This is a genomic window from Acidovorax sp. Leaf78 (assembly GCF_001422735.1).
Lineage (GTDB): Bacteria > Pseudomonadota > Gammaproteobacteria > Burkholderiales > Burkholderiaceae_C > Acidovorax.
This window is the reverse complement of sequence record NZ_LMLZ01000007.1, coordinates 69,772-84,831: the sequence shown is the minus strand read 5'-3', so window position 1 is coordinate 84,831 and position 15,060 is coordinate 69,772. Positions and strand designations below refer to the sequence as shown.

The 15,060-nt window shown below is 63.5% G+C and carries 23 protein-coding genes and 2 pseudogenes; 20 read left to right on the top strand and 5 right to left on the bottom strand.

The window, feature by feature from the left end; translation table 11 throughout:
• Positions 1–139: 139 nt before the first annotated feature.
• The 15 genes and pseudogenes from ASF16_RS07105 to ASF16_RS07040 form a co-directional block, all read left to right on the top strand.
• Positions 140–235, top strand: a pseudogene (locus ASF16_RS07105) (GTP-binding protein); the annotation flags it as partial.
• Between the two features lie 4 nt (positions 236–239).
• Positions 240–1,423: pseudogene (gene tuf / locus ASF16_RS07100) on the top strand (elongation factor Tu); the annotation flags it as partial.
• Between the two features lie 26 nt (positions 1,424–1,449).
• Positions 1,450–1,530 carry a hypothetical protein gene (locus ASF16_RS27105; RefSeq protein ID WP_081345858.1) on the top strand — a complete coding sequence of 27 codons (81 nt, stop codon included), beginning with the start codon at positions 1,450–1,452 and terminating at the stop codon, positions 1,528–1,530.
• 27 nt (positions 1,531–1,557) lie between these two features.
• Positions 1,558–1,869: a 30S ribosomal protein S10 gene (gene rpsJ / locus ASF16_RS07095; protein ID WP_005796953.1), complete on the top strand. Its 312-nt coding sequence runs from the start codon at positions 1,558–1,560 to the stop codon at positions 1,867–1,869.
• 212 nt (positions 1,870–2,081) lie between these two features.
• A complete protein-coding gene (gene rplC / locus ASF16_RS07090; protein ID WP_056164776.1) occupies positions 2,082–2,753 on the top strand; it encodes a 50S ribosomal protein L3 in 672 nt (223 codons plus the stop codon).
• A complete protein-coding gene (rplD, locus tag ASF16_RS07085; protein ID WP_010467171.1) occupies positions 2,753–3,373 on the top strand; it encodes a 50S ribosomal protein L4 in 621 nt (206 codons plus the stop codon). Before rplC ends, rplD begins: the two co-directional genes overlap by 1 nt.
• Positions 3,370–3,684, top strand: a complete 315-nt coding sequence (rplW, locus tag ASF16_RS07080; protein WP_010467173.1) for a 50S ribosomal protein L23 — start codon at positions 3,370–3,372, stop codon at positions 3,682–3,684. The genes rplD and rplW overlap by 4 nt, the downstream gene beginning before the upstream one ends.
• Positions 3,685–3,686: 2 nt before the next feature.
• The gene (rplB, locus tag ASF16_RS07075) at positions 3,687–4,511 is read left to right on the top strand and encodes a 50S ribosomal protein L2 (RefSeq protein WP_010467175.1); all 825 of its coding nucleotides are present in this window, start codon (positions 3,687–3,689) and stop codon (positions 4,509–4,511) included.
• A 10-nt stretch (positions 4,512–4,521) separates the two neighbouring features.
• On the top strand, positions 4,522–4,797 hold the full coding sequence (rpsS, locus tag ASF16_RS07070) for a 30S ribosomal protein S19 (protein ID WP_056164774.1): 276 nt from the start codon (positions 4,522–4,524) through the stop codon (positions 4,795–4,797).
• Positions 4,798–4,806: 9 nt separating this feature from the next.
• The gene (gene rplV, locus ASF16_RS07065) at positions 4,807–5,139 is read left to right on the top strand and encodes a 50S ribosomal protein L22 (RefSeq protein WP_005796970.1); all 333 of its coding nucleotides are present in this window, start codon (positions 4,807–4,809) and stop codon (positions 5,137–5,139) included.
• A 15-nt stretch (positions 5,140–5,154) separates the two neighbouring features.
• Positions 5,155–6,036 carry a 30S ribosomal protein S3 gene (gene rpsC / locus ASF16_RS07060; RefSeq protein WP_056164772.1) on the top strand — a complete coding sequence of 294 codons (882 nt, stop codon included), beginning with the start codon at positions 5,155–5,157 and terminating at the stop codon, positions 6,034–6,036.
• A 2-nt stretch (positions 6,037–6,038) separates the two neighbouring features.
• Positions 6,039–6,455 carry a 50S ribosomal protein L16 gene (gene rplP, locus ASF16_RS07055; protein WP_056164770.1) on the top strand — a complete coding sequence of 139 codons (417 nt, stop codon included), beginning with the start codon at positions 6,039–6,041 and terminating at the stop codon, positions 6,453–6,455.
• Positions 6,456–6,471: 16 nt separating this feature from the next.
• A complete protein-coding gene (gene rpmC / locus ASF16_RS07050) occupies positions 6,472–6,666 on the top strand; it encodes a 50S ribosomal protein L29 (protein ID WP_010467182.1) in 195 nt (64 codons plus the stop codon).
• A gap of 10 nt (positions 6,667–6,676) precedes the next feature.
• Positions 6,677–6,946, top strand: a complete 270-nt coding sequence (rpsQ, locus tag ASF16_RS07045; protein WP_056164767.1) for a 30S ribosomal protein S17 — start codon at positions 6,677–6,679, stop codon at positions 6,944–6,946.
• A gap of 157 nt (positions 6,947–7,103) precedes the next feature.
• Complete coding sequence (locus tag ASF16_RS07040; RefSeq protein ID WP_056164765.1) at positions 7,104–7,613, top strand: peroxiredoxin; 510 nt, start codon at positions 7,104–7,106, stop codon at positions 7,611–7,613.
• A gap of 6 nt (positions 7,614–7,619) precedes the next feature.
• On the opposite strand, the gene ASF16_RS26680 is transcribed toward ASF16_RS07040, so the two are convergent.
• From ASF16_RS26680 to ASF16_RS07025, 4 genes are all read right to left on the bottom strand, one after another.
• Positions 7,620–8,426 carry a reverse transcriptase family protein gene (locus tag ASF16_RS26680; protein ID WP_235507283.1) on the bottom strand — a complete coding sequence of 269 codons (807 nt, stop codon included), beginning with the start codon at positions 8,424–8,426 and terminating at the stop codon, positions 7,620–7,622.
• Entirely contained in the window at positions 8,318–9,235 is a 918-nt protein-coding gene (locus ASF16_RS26675) for a hypothetical protein (RefSeq protein WP_235507282.1), read from the bottom strand. Before ASF16_RS26675 ends, ASF16_RS26680 begins: the two co-directional genes overlap by 109 nt.
• Before the next feature lie 221 nt (positions 9,236–9,456).
• A complete protein-coding gene (locus ASF16_RS07030) occupies positions 9,457–9,948 on the bottom strand; it encodes a GNAT family N-acetyltransferase (protein WP_056164763.1) in 492 nt (163 codons plus the stop codon).
• Positions 9,949–9,994: 46 nt separating this feature from the next.
• Positions 9,995–10,681, bottom strand: a complete 687-nt coding sequence (locus tag ASF16_RS07025) for a cytochrome b/b6 domain-containing protein (RefSeq protein WP_056164761.1) — start codon at positions 10,679–10,681, stop codon at positions 9,995–9,997.
• Between the two features lie 284 nt (positions 10,682–10,965).
• Between ASF16_RS07025 and ASF16_RS07020 the strand changes: the two genes are divergently transcribed.
• Positions 10,966–11,421, top strand: a complete 456-nt coding sequence (locus ASF16_RS07020) for a cytochrome c (protein WP_200926874.1) — start codon at positions 10,966–10,968, stop codon at positions 11,419–11,421.
• A gap of 310 nt (positions 11,422–11,731) precedes the next feature.
• Here ASF16_RS07020 and ASF16_RS07015 read toward each other — a convergent pair whose 3' ends face one another.
• Complete coding sequence (locus ASF16_RS07015) at positions 11,732–12,235, bottom strand: TlpA disulfide reductase family protein (RefSeq protein ID WP_056164759.1); 504 nt, start codon at positions 12,233–12,235, stop codon at positions 11,732–11,734.
• A 248-nt stretch (positions 12,236–12,483) separates the two neighbouring features.
• Here ASF16_RS07015 and ASF16_RS07010 point away from each other — a divergent pair, with 248 nt between their 5' ends.
• The 4 genes from ASF16_RS07010 to ASF16_RS06995 are packed head-to-tail and all read left to right on the top strand — an operon-like array spanning position 12,484 to position 15,014.
• A complete protein-coding gene (locus ASF16_RS07010; protein ID WP_056164757.1) occupies positions 12,484–13,053 on the top strand; it encodes a hypothetical protein in 570 nt (189 codons plus the stop codon).
• The gene (locus tag ASF16_RS07005; RefSeq protein WP_056164755.1) at positions 13,050–14,327 is read left to right on the top strand and encodes an MFS transporter; all 1,278 of its coding nucleotides are present in this window, start codon (positions 13,050–13,052) and stop codon (positions 14,325–14,327) included. Before ASF16_RS07010 ends, ASF16_RS07005 begins: the two co-directional genes overlap by 4 nt.
• Complete coding sequence (locus ASF16_RS07000; protein WP_056164753.1) at positions 14,324–14,776, top strand: PTS sugar transporter subunit IIA; 453 nt, start codon at positions 14,324–14,326, stop codon at positions 14,774–14,776. The genes ASF16_RS07005 and ASF16_RS07000 overlap by 4 nt, the downstream gene beginning before the upstream one ends.
• On the top strand, positions 14,745–15,014 hold the full coding sequence (locus ASF16_RS06995) for an HPr family phosphocarrier protein (protein ID WP_056164752.1): 270 nt from the start codon (positions 14,745–14,747) through the stop codon (positions 15,012–15,014). Before ASF16_RS07000 ends, ASF16_RS06995 begins: the two co-directional genes overlap by 32 nt.
• The last annotated feature ends 46 nt before the right edge of the window (positions 15,015–15,060 follow it).

Sequence of the window (15,060 nt, the reverse complement as noted above, 5' to 3'; positions counted from 1 at the left end):
CGCAAACAGCTATAAAAACAGTAGCAAGATTCTTGCAATCTGCGACCCGGTGCCGTCCTGTTGCCCTGTGCGGGACGAATCAGCAATCGGGTGCAGACGTTAAACCCCAACACAGGCATTGCTCTTTGGAGAAAAGAAAATGGCAAAAGGTAAGTTCGAACGTACCAAGCCCCACGTCAACGTGGGCACGATCGGCCACGTGGACCATGGCAAGACGACGCTGACGGCGGCGATCNAAAATGGCAAAAGGTAAGTTCGAACGTACCAAGCCCCACGTCAACGTGGGCACGATCGGCCACGTGGACCATGGCAAGACGACGCTGACGGCGGCGATCGCCACGGTGCTGTCCGCCAAGTTCGGCGGCGAAGCCAAGGCCTACGACCAGATCGACGCAGCACCTGAAGAAAAGGCCCGCGGCATCACGATCAACACCGCTCACGTGGAATACGAAACGGCCAACCGCCACTACGCCCACGTGGACTGCCCAGGCCACGCCGACTATGTGAAGAACATGATCACCGGCGCAGCCCAGATGGACGGCGCCATCCTGGTGTGCTCGGCCGCTGACGGCCCCATGCCCCAGACCCGCGAGCACATCCTGCTGGCCCGCCAAGTGGGCGTGCCTTACATCATCGTGTTCCTGAACAAGTGCGACATGGTCGACGACGAAGAGCTGCTCGAACTCGTCGAGATGGAAGTGCGCGAACTCCTGGACAAGTACAGCTTCCCAGGCGACGACACCCCCATCGTGCGCGGTTCCGCCAAGCTCGCCCTGGAAGGCGACAAGGGCCCTCTGGGTGAAGAAGCCATCATGAAGCTGGCTGAAGCGCTGGACACCTACATCCCCACGCCAGAGCGCGCTGTGGACGGTGCCTTCCTGATGCCCGTGGAAGACGTGTTCTCCATCTCTGGCCGCGGCACCGTGGTGACCGGCCGTATCGAGCGCGGTATCGTCAAGGTCGGCGAAGAAATCGAAATCGTCGGTATCAAGGACACCGTCAAGACCACCTGCACCGGCGTGGAAATGTTCCGCAAGCTGCTGGACCAAGGTCAAGCTGGCGACAACGTCGGCCTGCTGCTGCGCGGCACCAAGCGTGAAGACGTGGAACGCGGCCAAGTGCTGTGCAAGCCCGGCTCGATCAAGCCACACACCCACTTCACCGCCGAAGTGTATGTGCTGAGCAAGGACGAAGGCGGCCGCCACACCCCGTTCTTCAACAACTACCGCCCACAGTTCTACTTCCGCACGACCGACGTGACTGGCGCCATCGAGCTGCCAGCCGACAAGGAAATGGTCATGCCTGGTGACAACGTGTCGATCACTGTGAAGCTGATCAACCCCATCGCCATGGAAGAAGGTCTGCGCTTCGCTATCCGCGAAGGCGGCCGCACCGTGGGCGCTGGCGTCGTGGCCAAGATCCTNTGTGAAGCTGATCAACCCCATCGCCATGGAAGAAGGTCTGCGCTTCGCTATCCGCGAAGGCGGCCGCACCGTGGGCGCTGGCGTCGTGGCCAAGATCCTCGCGTAATCGTTACTAGTTGCACAAGGAATCGCCATGTCCAAGCAAAAAATCCGCATCCGCCTGAAGGCGTTTGACTACAAGCTGATCGACCAGTCCGCTGCCGAGATCGTTGACACCGCCAAGCGCACCGGCGCCATCGTCAAGGGCCCTGTGCCACTGCCGACCCGCATGAAGCGCTTCGACATCCTGCGTTCGCCCCACGTCAACAAGACGTCGCGCGACCAGCTGGAAATCCGCACGCACCAGCGTCTGATGGACATCGTGGACCCTACGGACAAGACCGTGGACGCCCTGATGAAGCTCGACCTGCCCGCTGGCGTGGACGTCGAAATCAAGCTCCAGTAATGGCTGCTTTCAAGGCGGGCCACGTGCCCGCCTTGGCAAAAATAACGCGAACTTGCTTGAAAAAGCAGTTCGCGTTATACTTTAGGGCTTCGCTTCTTTTGCGTCCGGTCTCGGGCGCTTTTTTGCGGAGTTTTATTAACCTTCTTTCATGCACGCAAGTGCAACGCCACAGCCAATTGAAGTTGGGGCGGTGAGAGTTTTGGAGAAAACCAATGAGTCTGAGCAACTCCCTCGGGTTGCTGGGTCGCAAGGTGGGCATGATGCGTCTGTTCACTGATGATGGGGACGCAGTGCCTGTCACGGTGGTCGATGTGTCGAACAACCGCGTAACCCAGATCAAAACCCAAGAGAACGATGGCTACGTGGCCCTGCAGGTCACGTTCGGTTCGCGCAAAGCATCGCGCGTGACCAAGCCAGAAGCCGGCCACCTTGCCAAGGCAGGTGTGGAAGCCGGTGAAATCATCCAGGAATTCCGCGTGACCGCCGATACCGCTGCCCAGTACCAAGCTGGCGCATCGGTGGCTGTGACGTCCGTGTTCTCCGTGGGTCAGAAGGTCGACGTGCAAGGCACCTCGATCGGTAAAGGCTACGCCGGCACCATCAAGCGTCACAACATGAGCTCGCAACGCGCGTCGCACGGTAACAGCCGTTCGCACAACGTTCCCGGCTCCATTGGTATGGCGCAGGATCCAGGTCGCGTGTTCCCTGGCAAGCGGATGACGGGCCACCTCGGCGATGTCACCAAGACCACGCAAAACCTCGATGTGATCCGCATCGACGAAGCGCGTCAACTGCTCTTGATCAAGGGCGCTATTCCGGGCTCCAAGGGTGGGTTCGTGACGGTGCGTCCAGCGGTCAAGGCCAAAGCACAAGGAGCGAACTAATGCAGCTCGAACTCCTGAATGACCAAGGCCAAGGCGCATCCAAGCTGGATGTTCCAGAAACCGTGTTCGGTCGTGAATACAACGAAGATCTGGTTCACCAGATCGTGGTGGCCTATCAGGCCAACGCACGCCAAGGCACTCGCGCCCAGAAGGATCGCGAGCAAGTCCGTCACTCGACCAAGAAGCCTTTCAAGCAAAAGGGTACGGGTAACGCACGTGCAGGTATGACCTCGTCGCCACTGTGGCGCGGGGGCGGTCGGATTTTCCCGAACATGCCTGACGAAAACTTCACGCAAAAGATCAACAAGAAGATGTACCGCGCCGGCATGTCTGCGATCCTGTCGCAGCTCGCCCGTGAAGGCCGTCTGGCTGTGGTCGACTCGCTGAAGCTTGACTCGCCCAAGACCAAGGTCCTGGCCGACAAGTTCAAGGCGATGAACCTGCAATCGGTGATGGTGATCGCCGAGGAAGTGGACGAAAACCTGTACCTGGCATCGCGCAATCTGGTGAACGTGCTCGTCGTCGAGCCACGTTACGCCGATCCCGTGTCGCTGGTCCGTTTCAAGAAAGTGCTCGTCACCAAGGGCGCAATCGACAAACTCAAGGAGATGTTCGCATGAGCACACTCAAGTTTGACGAAGGTCGTCTGATGCAAGTGCTGGTCGCTCCCATCGTGTCCGAAAAGGCCACCATGGTTGCTGAAAAGTCCAATGCTGTGACGTTCAAGGTGCTGCAGAACGCAACCAAGCCAGAAATCAAGGCCGCTGTGGAATTGATGTTCAAGGTCGAGGTCAAGGGCGTCTCTGTGGTGAACACCAAAGGCAAGACCAAGCGTTTTGGCAAGACCATCGGCCGCCGCGACAACGTTCGCAAGGCTTATGTCACGCTGCAGCCTGGTCAAGAGCTGAACCTCTCTGGGGAGGCCGCGTAATCATGGCTGTCATCAAGATGAAACCCACTTCGCCCGGCCAACGTGCCGTGGTGAAGGTCACACGTGACCACCTGTACAAGGGTGAAGCGTACGCCCCCCTGCTGGAACCTCAGTTCCAGAAGGCCGGCCGTAACAACAACGGTCACATCACCACCCGTCACAAGGGCGGTGGCCACAAGCACCACTACCGTGTGGTGGACTTCAAGCGCAACAAGGACGGCATCCCTGCCAAGGTCGAGCGCATTGAGTACGATCCCAACCGTACGGCCCACATCGCTCTGGTGTGCTATGCCGACGGCGAGCGTCGCTACATCATCGCTCCCCGCAACCTGGAAGTGGGCGCAACCCTGCTGTCCGGTTCGGAAGCACCGATCCGCGCTGGCAACACGCTGCCTATCCGCAACATCCCCGTGGGTTCGACCATCCATTGCATCGAGCTCAAGCCCGGTGCTGGTGCTCAGATCGCCCGCTCGGCGGGTGCTTCGGCAACGCTGCTGGCCCGTGAAGGTGTCTATGCCCAGGTGCGTATGCGCTCGGGTGAAGTGCGCAAGATTCACATCGAGTGCCGCGCCACCATTGGCGAAGTCGCCAACGAAGAACACAGCCTGCGCCAACTGGGCAAGGCCGGTGTCAAGCGTTGGATGGGTATCCGCCCAACCGTTCGTGGCGTGGCCATGAACCCGGTGGATCACCCTCACGGTGGTGGCGAAGGCCGCACCGGCGAAGGCCGCCATGCAGTCGATCCTTGGGGCAATCTGACCAAGGGTTATCGCACCCGCAACAACAAGCGCACACAGATCATGATCGTGTCGCGTCGTAAGAAGTAAGGGGTAGCAAATGACTCGTTCTCTCAAAAAGGGCCCGTTTGTTGACCATCACTTGCTGGCCAAGGTCGAAAAGGCCATTGCCACCAAGGACAAGAAGCCAGTCAAGACCTGGTCGCGTCGCTCCATGGTTCTGCCCGATTTCATCGGTCTGACCATTGCCGTGCACAACGGCAAGCAACACGTGCCGGTCTACGTTACCGACCAGATGGTGGGCCACAAGCTCGGCGAATTCGCCCTGACGCGCACCTTCAAGGGTCACCCCGCTGACAAAAAAGTCAAGAAATAAGGAACGACCATGTCTGAAACACGTGCAGTCCTCCGGGGCGTCCGTCTGTCGGTCGACAAGGGCCGTCTGGTCGCCGATCTGATCCGCGGCAAGAAGGTTGACCAAGCTCTGAACATCCTGACGTTCACGCAGAAAAAAGCTGCTGGCATCGTCAAGAAGGTTCTGGAGTCCGCCATCGCCAACGCTGAGCACAACGACGGCGCTGACATCGACGAACTGAAGGTCAAGACCATCTACGTCGAGCAAGGCACCACGCTCAAGCGCTTCACCGCGCGCGCCAAAGGCCGCGGCAACCGCATCAGCAAACCCACGTGCCATGTGTACGTGACGGTTGGCAACTAAAGGCTCGGGAAGACTATGGGACAAAAAATCCATCCTACCGGCTTCCGCCTTGCGGTCAGCCGCAACTGGTCCAGCCGTTGGTACGCCAGCAACCGCGACTTCGCGGGCATGCTGGCCGAAGACATCAAGGTGCGCGAGTACCTGAAGGCCAAGCTCAAGAACGCCGCTGTGTCGCGCATCCTGATCGAGCGTCCTGCCAAGAACGCCCGCATCACGATTTACTCGGCACGCCCTGGCGTCGTGATCGGCAAGAAGGGTGAAGACATCGAGAACCTCAAGAAGGAACTCGCTGCTCGCCTGGGCGTGCCCGTCGCAGTGAACATCGAAGAAGTGCGCAAGCCTGAAATCGATGCCAAGCTGATCGCCGACAGCATCACGCAACAGCTCGAAAAGCGGATCATGTTCCGCCGTGCCATGAAGCGCGCCATGCAAAACGCCATGCGTCTGGGTGCTCAAGGCATCAAGATCATGTCGTCCGGCCGTCTGAACGGTATCGAAATCGCACGTACCGAGTGGTACCGCGAAGGCCGTGTGCCACTGCACACCCTGCGCGCCGACATCGACTACGGCACCTCCGAAGCCAAGACCACCTACGGTGTGATCGGCGTGAAGGTGTGGGTCTACAAGGGCGATACCCTGGGCCGCAACGATCTGCCAGTGGCAGAAACGCCGCGTCCTGAAGAAGAGCGCCGTCCCCGTGGTCCTCGCCGTGATGGCCGCCCAGGTGGCGACCGTCCAGGCGCAGGCCGTGGTCCACGTCGTCCTGTCGGTGGCAACACCGCACCGGCCGACGGCAGCGACAAGCCAGCGGAAGCTGGTGGCGCTGATAACACCGCCGTTAAGCGCGTACGCAAAGTCGCCGCGCCCGCTACAGCAGCGGACGGAAAAGGAGAATAAGTATGCTGCAACCTGCTCGCCGCAAGTATCGCAAGGAGCAAAAGGGCCGTAATACCGGTGTCGCAACGCGGGGTGCCTCCGTTGCGTTCGGTGATTTCGGTCTGAAGTGCACCGATCGTGGCCGTCTGACGGCCCGCCAGATCGAAGCTGCACGCCGTGCGATTTCCCGTCACGTCAAGCGTGGCGGCCGTATCTGGATCCGCGTGTTCCCGGACAAGCCAATCTCTACCAAGCCCGCAGAAGTGCGTATGGGTAACGGTAAGGGCAACCCCGAGTACTACGTGGCCGAAATCCAGCCCGGCAAGATCGTTTTCGAGATCGTCGGTGTGCCCGAAGAACTGGCCCGTGAAGCGTTCCGCCTGGCTGCTGCCAAGCTGCCGCTGCGCACCACGTTCGTCAGCCGTCACATTGGCGCGTAATTCAGGAGAACAAGCAATGAAGACTACTGAACTGCGCCAAAAAGACGTCGCCGGCATCGAGACCGAAATCAAGGCTCTGCAAAAGGCCCATTTCGGCCTGCGCATGCAAAAGGCTACGCAGCAATTGGGTAACACCAACACGCTGCGCACCACCCGCCGCGATATCGCCCGTGCCAAGACCATCCTTGCTGAAAAGCAAGCCGCCAAGTAAGGAGCCCCCTATGACGGAACCTAAAAAATCCCTCAAGCGCACCTTGGTTGGCAAGGTGGTCAGCGACAAGCGTCAAAAGACTGTGACCGTGCTGGTCGAGCGCCGTGTGAAGCACGAGCTCTACGGCAAGATCGTTGCGAAGTCGAGCAAGTACCACGCCCATGATGAAAATGGCGAGTACAAGCTGGGCGACGTGATCGAAATCACCGAGAGCCGTCCGCTCTCCAAGACCAAGAACTGGGTTGCCAGCCGCTTGGTGCAAAAGGCCGGCCTCCTCTAAGCCCTTGCGGCTTATTGGCAGCACTGCCCTCCAGAACGACCCACAATGTGGGTCGTTTTGCTTTTGGGGCCCGCATTTTTCCAAGGCCTCGCATGTGGACGCGACAGCCAATCGGTCCATCACACAAACCAACCAACCCACAACCTAGGAGAGATCAATGATCCAAGTCGGTGACACCCTGCCCGCAAGCACCCTGATGGAATATTCGGAAGTCGAAGGCGAAGGCTGCAGCATTGGCCCGAACGCCGTGCCGGTCGACAAAGCCACCGCGGGCAAGACCATTGCACTGTTTGCACTGCCCGGCGCCTTCACGCCCACCTGCTCGGCCAAGCACGTGCCCGGCTACCGCGACAAGGTCGAAGAATTCAAGGCAGCCGGTGTGGATGAGATCTGGTGCGTGAGCGTGAACGACGCCTTCGTGATGGGCGCCTGGGCGCGCGACCAGAAGACCGACGGCAAGGTGCGCATGTTGGCCGACGGCGACGCCGTGTTCGCCAAGGCCACCGGCCTCACGCTGGACCTGAACGGCAAGGGCCTGGGCCTGCGCAGCAACCGCTACTCCATGCTGATCAAGGACGGCAAGGTCGCTACGCTGAATGTGGAAGCGCCGGGCAAGTTCGAAGTGAGCGACGCTGACACGTTGCTGCAGCAAGCCCAGAAGGCCTGACGGAGTTCAAGGGCCAAAGCGGATGGCGTCGAACAGCCGCTTCAACTTTGCGGTGCGTGTCGTCGCCAGCCACTGGCTGGCCCATTGAATCTCCCCTGCAACGCGAGCGCGTTCGCTGGCGTGCACCTGCGGTTGCTGCGCCAGGCGGTGCAACTGGGCCTTGAGGTTGTCGAACTGCGTTCGGCTGTAGTTGACGCCCTCGTTGACCACGAGGCCGGTAACGTACTGCCGCTGGTGCGCCGGCATCACGCGGGTCTTATCGGCACGAAGCGCAAAGCCCTCGTCCTGGGCGATGGCAGACACCCAGGCCCGCAGGGCGCCGAACCGGCCCCGCAGCGCCTGCGGGCCAGAGAACACCATGTCGTCGGCGTAGCGCGTGTAACGTGCACCGAAGCGCTTTGCCAGGGCATGCAGCCTCACATCGAGTCCAAAAGCGCACAAGTTGGCCAATGCCGGCGACGTGGGTGCACCCTGCGGTAGATGGGCCAGCGACAAACGCTGGCCCAGGGTGCGACGCTGCCCGAGGTGGGCCGGCGACGACCCCAATGCTTCCAGCAGCCGTTCGCGCACGGCCGATGGTGTGCGCGTTGTGGTCAGACGCGTCAACAATTGCGCAGCAGCGCGCCCATGCCCCAATGCTTGCCAAAGCGCCTGCACCCTGGTCGCGTTGATCGATGTGAAGAAATCAGCCAGATCAAAGCGGATCACGACGGCTTGGTTGGCATGAACCACCGCATGGCTACCGACTCCGCAGCCGCGAACAAAACCGTGTGCGGCTTCGTGCACAGGCACGGACGCCAGCAGCGTATCCAAAATTCGCCTTTGGGCCTGGGCCAGCCGTGGGCGTGGTGCTTCCAGAAGGCGCAGGCCGCCCTGGGCTTGGCCAACAAACGGTACCGGTAGTGCGAGGGTGGCAGAGCATGCCCGCCGTTGCGGCATTCTCGCCAATGGGCGTGTTCCGGCGCCAGCCACAACAGGTCTTCCAGCGACAGAGCAAGGGGCTGGGTGACGTCGGCAGCCGTGGCCAGCAGCGGAAAGCCCGGCGCGTGATCCATCCATGTGGGCTGCGGGCCGGTGGTGGCGGGACGCAACAACCAGCTGAGATGCATGCCTGTGTGTGGGCTGGCGGCCCACTCGCGGAAGGCCCGGGCAAGATTCTGCGAAGGCTGTAGAGCCAACGGCACGTCCGGATGCCCCTCCTCCTCCTTATCATCATCCTGCGTGCAGACCAGAAAGACGCCGTCATCATCGATTTCGGGCTCAGCGTGCGCGGTGTGGGGGTTGCGCTCCCCCGCCTTGCGCCACCAGCGGCCCCTGCAAAGCCAGGTGGCCACGTCCTCCAACTCCAGCCGTGCCCATTCCAGTGCCGACACCATGGCCAGGCGGCGGATTTGTTCAACCAGGCTGTCCGGCAGGATCGCGTCTTGCGCCGTGTGTGTGCCCAGGCAGGCCATCGCACGCGCCGCCAGCGCCTGGTGCGTGCGGCGCTCGGGCGCGCCCTGTGCATCGGCCAGCACAGCCATGGCCAGGGCTTTGGCCAGCACGCGGGCGCGGGCGGAGTTTTTCACGAGGGGCGCGCAATAAGGGGGCCTGGCACCAACCGGCGGGTTGGGCGCGAACATGTTTGCCAGGATGGCTGGTTGGTTCGCGCGCCGCAATGGACGCTTGGAGTGAGACACCGTGGGGCTACCCACGGTTCGAACCGGTGAAGGTTCGAGATGTTTGGCGCCAGGCCGCGGCGATTCTAGCGGCGCGCTGTGCGACCTGGGCATGTGTTCAACGCGGATGTGCGTTGCAGATATCGCGTCGGCCCGAGGCGCTGCACTGCGCAGGACCGCCAGCATCAGGAAATATCCACCTTGAGGTAGTGCGACCCCGCGATGGGGTTGTGATAGTACGGCGGGATTTCCTCGAACCCCAGGTCCGTGTAGAGCGCACGGGCCGATTCCATGTCGTCCAGGGTGTCGAGAAGGACGCAGGCGTAGCCTGCCTGCCGCGCCCGGTCGAGCATGGCGTCGGCCAGCTCGCGGCCCAGGCCGAAGCCGCGGAAGGCCTTGCGCACGTACAGGCGCTTCATCTCGCTGGCATTGGGATAGTCGGCGGTGTCCAGGGGCCGCAGGGCGCAGCAGCCGGCGACTGCACCATCCACCCTGGCCAGCAGCAGCGAGCCGCGCGGCTCTGCGTAGTCGCCCGGCAGGTCGGCCAGCTCGCTCTCGAAATCCTGAAAGCACAGGTCCACGCCCAGGGTGCTGGCGTATTCCCGGAAGATGTCGCGAACCTCCTGCATCTCGGCGTCCGAGGTGGGGGTCAGCAGGGTGACGGTGGGTTTGTCCACAACATGGTTGGTGCAAAACGGCGGAAGCGGCAGTGTAGCGAGTCTGCTAGAACGAGGGCGCGCCGGCCAGCGTGGAGACCCACCAGGCCAGCGCGGCGCTGGCTGCCAGCACCACCAGGGCCACCACACGGCTGGCCCAGTCGTCGCGTGATGGGGCGGCGGGGGCGGCCAAGTCCTTGTCGCCATGCACCATGGGCCGCACGATGCGCTGGCGCCGCACCAGCACGTAGAACGCGATGGCCAGCAGGTGCAGCACCACGAGGCCGATTACGAGGTACTGGCCGATCTCCTTGTGGTAGCTGGTGGCCTGGCCGACCACCGCGTTGGACACGAAGCGGGTCAGCGGCCCGGCGAACGCGATCTCATCGTCGCTGAGCAAGCCCGTGGCCACCTGCGCGACCAGCACCGCCAGCAACCCGAACACCGACAGCGCGCCCAGCGGGCTGTGGCCGATGCCATCTTCCGGGTGGGCAGAGCCTTTCAGGTGGCGCACCAGGCGCGCCGGTGAGTACAGAAACGACGTGAAGCGCGACCACCGGCCGCCCACCAGCCCCCACACGATGCGAAACACCAGCAGGGCCAACACCACATAGCCCAGGCGGAAGTGCCATTCCATGGCATTGCCGCCGACCTTGGCGGTGACAACCAGCCCGATCACGCCGGCGGCCAGTGCCCAGTGAAAGAGGCGGACGGGAAGGTCCCAGATGCGTACGGTGTGCTGTGGCTGCGTCATGGTGGCTGCGGCGGCGTGGCTGGTGGATGGGTCGGCAGAGCGGGATGGATGCACGAACGGATCGGTCCATCCAAGGGCGATGGCCGCATTGTGCGGGAGACAAGGCACCGCGCAAAGCGCCCGGCGCACACCGAAGCAGCACGAACAGCGCCAAACCGGCATACTGCCTGCGCTGGGAATCTGTTCGTGATCTGGCGTGGGCCGCCATGGGTGCGCCTGCAGGGTCGCTGTCGGTTCCAAGCCGCCGATTCTTGTTCCCACCCCACGATAAAAAGGAAATTCCCATGAAAGCAATCGCCGCGCTCGCCCTGGCTGCCGCCACCCTCACCTTGTCGGCACCGGCCTCCGCCCAGTTCGCCAAGGCCGAGGACGCCATCAAGTACCGCCAGAGCGCGCTGTTCGTGATGGGCCAGCACTTTGGCCGCCTGGGCGCCATGGCCAATGGCCGCATCCCGTTCGACGCCAAGGCCGCACAAGAAAATGCCGACGTGGTGGCCCAGATGGCCAAGCTGCCCTGGGTGGCTTTCGGCCCGGGCACCGACAAGGGCGCCCCGACCAAGGCCCTGCCAGAGATCTGGACGGAGCAGGCCAAGTTCAAGGAACACGCCGAGAAGCTCGAAGCCGAGTCGGTGAAGCTGGCCGCTGCAGCCAAGACAGGCAACCTGGACAACCTCAAGACCGCCTTCGGTGCCGCGGCCGGCACCTGCAAGGCTTGCCACGACAACTATCGCGCGAAGTAAAAGTACATCCCCCTGAGCGGTTGCACCGCTCGGTGCTGGTCGCCAGAGGCGACAGCTCTTCGGGCCGTCCAAGCCTGCTCAGGCAGGCTCGGAGCCACGGCCCGCAGCCCCTTCTCTCTGCGCGCTACGCGCTCCGAGACGTGGGACGACGCCAGCGCGATGAGGAGGCCCTTGCGCGGCGTCCCTGGTCTGGGCCACGCCAGTGGGGCACGTCAGCTATTAAAATGGTAGCTGCTTGCGCAGGCTCCATAAGCGACAAAGGCCGATTTCGTAAGAAATCGGCCTTTTGTTTTGGAGGTGCAGTCGCGCTTCAGGTCTCTGCAAGCAGCTTCTCGATCAGCTGGTGTAATTCCGGGAAGTTAGGCGCGCCGACGTAGGTCTTCACGATCTCGCCGCGCTTGTTCACGATGAAGGTCGAAGGGGTCAGCCGAACATCGCCCCAGGCCTTGGCGACGTTGCCGGTGTTGTCGATGGCCACCTTGAAGGGCAGCTTGCGGGTTTCCGCGAAGTTCACCACGTAGCTCGGTGGGTCGTAGCTCATGGCCACGGCCAGGGTGTCGAAGCCCTGGCTGTTGTACTTGTTGTAGGTGGAGACGATCTCGGGCATCTCGGCCACGCAGGTGGTGCAGCTGGTGGCCCAGAAGTTGACGAGCGTCACCTTGCCCTTGAGGTCCGTGGTGGACTTGCTGGTGCCGTCCAGCAGCACAAAGGTCGATTCGGGCGCGGTGGAGCGGCCCGTGTCCAGGTACACATAGGCGCCCACGGCAGCGAACGCCGCCACCGCCACACCCGCCGCCCAATGTTTGATTGCCATGACTTTCGCTTTCGTCCATCCGTCGATGCTGAACTGCCGGCCGTCCTTCGGTCCGCCTGACGCAACTACTGCAGGCCCGCTTGTGAAGGCACCGCCCGGAGCAGATTGTGCCGGACCGGGCGTTGCGGCGCTGGTGCAAAGCCCTGAGACCCCGCCGCCAACCATCGGATGGAGCGGCGCCACGGGCAAAAGTTCTGCGCGCAGCATGATCTGGCGCCAACCTGAAGCGCTCTGCCGATAATGGGCCGATGAATTGGACACTGACCGGGGCCCGGGCCCTGCCGCTATCGCTCTCGGTATCCGTGGCGCTGGGACTGCTGCTGGTGGGCTGCAGCCCGGCGTTGAACTGGCGCAACGTGCCCCTGCCCGAGGCCGCCATCACCATCACGCTGCCCTGCAAGCCTGACCAGGCCACGCGTGCGGTCGAGCTGGCCGGTATGCCGGTCGAGCTGGCGATGACGGGCTGTGACGCCGACGGCGCCACGCTGGCCGTGTCACACACCGCGCTGGCCGACCCGTCGCAGGCGGGCGCAGCCCTCATGCACTGGCGCGCCGCAGTCCTTGCGAACCTGGGGCCCGCAGCCGCGGCATCGGCCACCGACACGCCCTACACACCCACGGGGGTGCTGCCCCTGCCGCAGTCGGTGCGCACGGTGGTCCAGGGCCAGCGCGCCGATGGCAGTGCAGTCAGCGCGCAGGGCGTGTGGTTTGCACGGGCCGTGGGGCCGCAGGTGCGGCTGTACCACGCGGTGGTCTACACCGCCAAGCCGCGCCCCGAAGTGGCGGACACCTTCTTTGCCGGGATCGCCTTCCAATGACGGGCGCGCCCCACCTGTTGCCGCGGCGGGCGGCCATCATCGTGTTCCTCGCCTTTGCGTTTGCATACTTTCTGTCGGCGCTGGTGCGGGCCGTGACGGCCACGCTGGCGCCCACCCTGGCGCAGGAGTTTTCGCTGCATGCCAGCGACCTGGGCCTGCTGGCGGGCGGGTACTTTTTAGGCTTTGCGGCCACGCAGCTGCCGCTCGGTACGTGGCTGGACCGGCACGGGCCGCGCAAGGTGGCACTCGGATTCTTGGGTGTGGCCGTGGTGGGCAGCCTGGTGTTTTCGGTGGCCACGGGGTTTTCGGGCTTGCTGGCAGGACGCGTGCTGTGCGGCGCGGGCGTCAGCGCCTGCCTGATGGCGCCGCTCACCGGCTACCGCCGCTGGTTCGAGCCCACCACGCAGATGCGCGCCAACTCCTGGATGCTCATGACGGGCTCGCTCGGCATGGTGGCGTCCACGCTGCCGGTGCAGTGGGCGCTGCCGCTGGTGGGCTGGCGCCCGCTGTTCTGGGGCCTGGCCGCGCTGATCGCGGTGTCGATGGTGGTGATCGCCGTGTGGGTGCCAGGCTGGGCGGCTGCGGGGCAGGGCGGGGCGGACTCTTCTGCAGGCCGCCGTGATGCGCCGCCGCCCGAGGCACCGGGCTATGCGGTGGTCTGGGGTCATGCGTACTTCCAGCGGCTGGCCCCGTTGGGCTTCTTCGTCTACGGCGGCATGGTGGCCATGCAGACGCTGTGGGCGGGCCCGTGGATGCAGCGTGTGGCGGGCTACACGCCGCTGGAGTCGGCCACGGGGCTGTTCTGGATCAATGTGTCCATGCTGTGCACCTTCTGGACCTGGGGCATGGTCAACCCGTGGCTGCTGCGCAAGGGCCTGGGGCCTGACCGGCTGATGGCGGCGGGGCTGCCGTTCTCGCTGCTGATCCTGCTGGCCATCATCGTGGCCGGCCCGCGTGCCGGCGGCGGGGCCTGGGCGCTGTTCTGCGTGTCGTGCACCTTCGTGTCTCTGTCGCAGCCGGCGGTGGGCATGGCGTTCTCGCAGGCGCTGGCGGGGCGGGCGCTGTCGGCCTACAACCTGGTGATCTTCGCGGGCGTGTTCGTCGTGCAGTGGGGCATCGGCCTGGCCGTGGATGCGTTCGCCGCGCTGGGGATGGACACCGTGCCGTCGTTCCAGGCCGCCATGGGGCTGTTCCTCGCGTGCAACGTCTCGGCCTATGCGTGGTTCATGCTGCGGGGGCGGCGCCATAATGTGATCCAAACATCCGCCCCATGAGCACCACCAGCATCCTCCTCATCGCCCACGCCCCGCTGGCCCATGCACTGCGTGAATGCGCGCTGCATGTGTTCCCCGACTGCGGCAGCAGCGTGGCCGCGCTGGACGTGCCGCCCAACCAGCCGCCCGAAGAGTCGCTGGCCCAGGCGCGCATCCTGCTGGACCAGCTGGGCACCGACTCCACCCTGGTGCTCACCGACGTGTTCGGTGCCACCCCCTGCAACATCGCGCAGCGCCTGACCGACGGCGTGCGATCGCGCCTGGTGACGGGCGCCAACCTGCCCATGCTGCTGCGCGCCGTCAGCTACCGCAGCGAGCCGCTCGACTCCGTGGTCAACCGCGCCGTGGTGGGGGGCACGCAGGGTGTGATGCAGGTGGCGATCTCCGCGCCGCAGAATCAGAACCGCCGTAATTCCCATGATCAAGACACGTACGACCATCAGCAATAAATTGGGCCTGCATGCCCGCGCCTCGGCCAAGCTGACCAAGCTGGCAGGCAGCTTTCCCTGTGACGTGTTCATGAGCCGCGGCGACCGTCGCATCAACGCCAAGAGCATCATGGGCGTGATGATGCTGGCCGCCGGCATGGGCACCGAGGTCGAGGTCGAGACCAGCGGCGACCGCGAGCAGGAGGCCATGGATGCGCTGCTCGCGCTCATCGCCGACAAGTTCGGCGAGGGTGAGTGAGCTGGCCGGCTGTCCATTTTTCATCACGCTGTTGAACCTGTAGCCC

Coding starts and splice junctions, on each gene's coding strand:
- ASF16_RS27105 (WP_081345858.1), top strand. CDS start 1,450: ATGGAAGAAGGTCTGCGCTTCGCTATCCGCGAAGGCGGCCGCACCGTG.
- rpsJ (WP_005796953.1), top strand. CDS start 1,558: ATGTCCAAGCAAAAAATCCGCATCCGCCTGAAGGCGTTTGACTACAAG.
- rplC (WP_056164776.1), top strand. CDS start 2,082: ATGAGTCTGAGCAACTCCCTCGGGTTGCTGGGTCGCAAGGTGGGCATG.
- rplD (WP_010467171.1), top strand. CDS start 2,753: ATGCAGCTCGAACTCCTGAATGACCAAGGCCAAGGCGCATCCAAGCTG.
- rplW (WP_010467173.1), top strand. CDS start 3,370: ATGAGCACACTCAAGTTTGACGAAGGTCGTCTGATGCAAGTGCTGGTC.
- rplB (WP_010467175.1), top strand. CDS start 3,687: ATGGCTGTCATCAAGATGAAACCCACTTCGCCCGGCCAACGTGCCGTG.
- rpsS (WP_056164774.1), top strand. CDS start 4,522: ATGACTCGTTCTCTCAAAAAGGGCCCGTTTGTTGACCATCACTTGCTG.
- rplV (WP_005796970.1), top strand. CDS start 4,807: ATGTCTGAAACACGTGCAGTCCTCCGGGGCGTCCGTCTGTCGGTCGAC.
- rpsC (WP_056164772.1), top strand. CDS start 5,155: ATGGGACAAAAAATCCATCCTACCGGCTTCCGCCTTGCGGTCAGCCGC.
- rplP (WP_056164770.1), top strand. CDS start 6,039: ATGCTGCAACCTGCTCGCCGCAAGTATCGCAAGGAGCAAAAGGGCCGT.
- rpmC (WP_010467182.1), top strand. CDS start 6,472: ATGAAGACTACTGAACTGCGCCAAAAAGACGTCGCCGGCATCGAGACC.
- rpsQ (WP_056164767.1), top strand. CDS start 6,677: ATGACGGAACCTAAAAAATCCCTCAAGCGCACCTTGGTTGGCAAGGTG.
- ASF16_RS07040 (WP_056164765.1), top strand. CDS start 7,104: ATGATCCAAGTCGGTGACACCCTGCCCGCAAGCACCCTGATGGAATAT.
- ASF16_RS26675 (WP_235507282.1), bottom strand. CDS start 9,235: ATGTTCGCGCCCAACCCGCCGGTTGGTGCCAGGCCCCCTTATTGCGCG.
- ASF16_RS07025 (WP_056164761.1), bottom strand. CDS start 10,681: ATGACGCAGCCACAGCACACCGTACGCATCTGGGACCTTCCCGTCCGC.
- ASF16_RS07020 (WP_200926874.1), top strand. CDS start 10,966: ATGAAAGCAATCGCCGCGCTCGCCCTGGCTGCCGCCACCCTCACCTTG.
- ASF16_RS07015 (WP_056164759.1), bottom strand. CDS start 12,235: ATGGCAATCAAACATTGGGCGGCGGGTGTGGCGGTGGCGGCGTTCGCT.
- ASF16_RS07010 (WP_056164757.1), top strand. CDS start 12,484: ATGAATTGGACACTGACCGGGGCCCGGGCCCTGCCGCTATCGCTCTCG.
- ASF16_RS07005 (WP_056164755.1), top strand. CDS start 13,050: ATGACGGGCGCGCCCCACCTGTTGCCGCGGCGGGCGGCCATCATCGTG.
- ASF16_RS07000 (WP_056164753.1), top strand. CDS start 14,324: ATGAGCACCACCAGCATCCTCCTCATCGCCCACGCCCCGCTGGCCCAT.
- ASF16_RS06995 (WP_056164752.1), top strand. CDS start 14,745: ATGATCAAGACACGTACGACCATCAGCAATAAATTGGGCCTGCATGCC.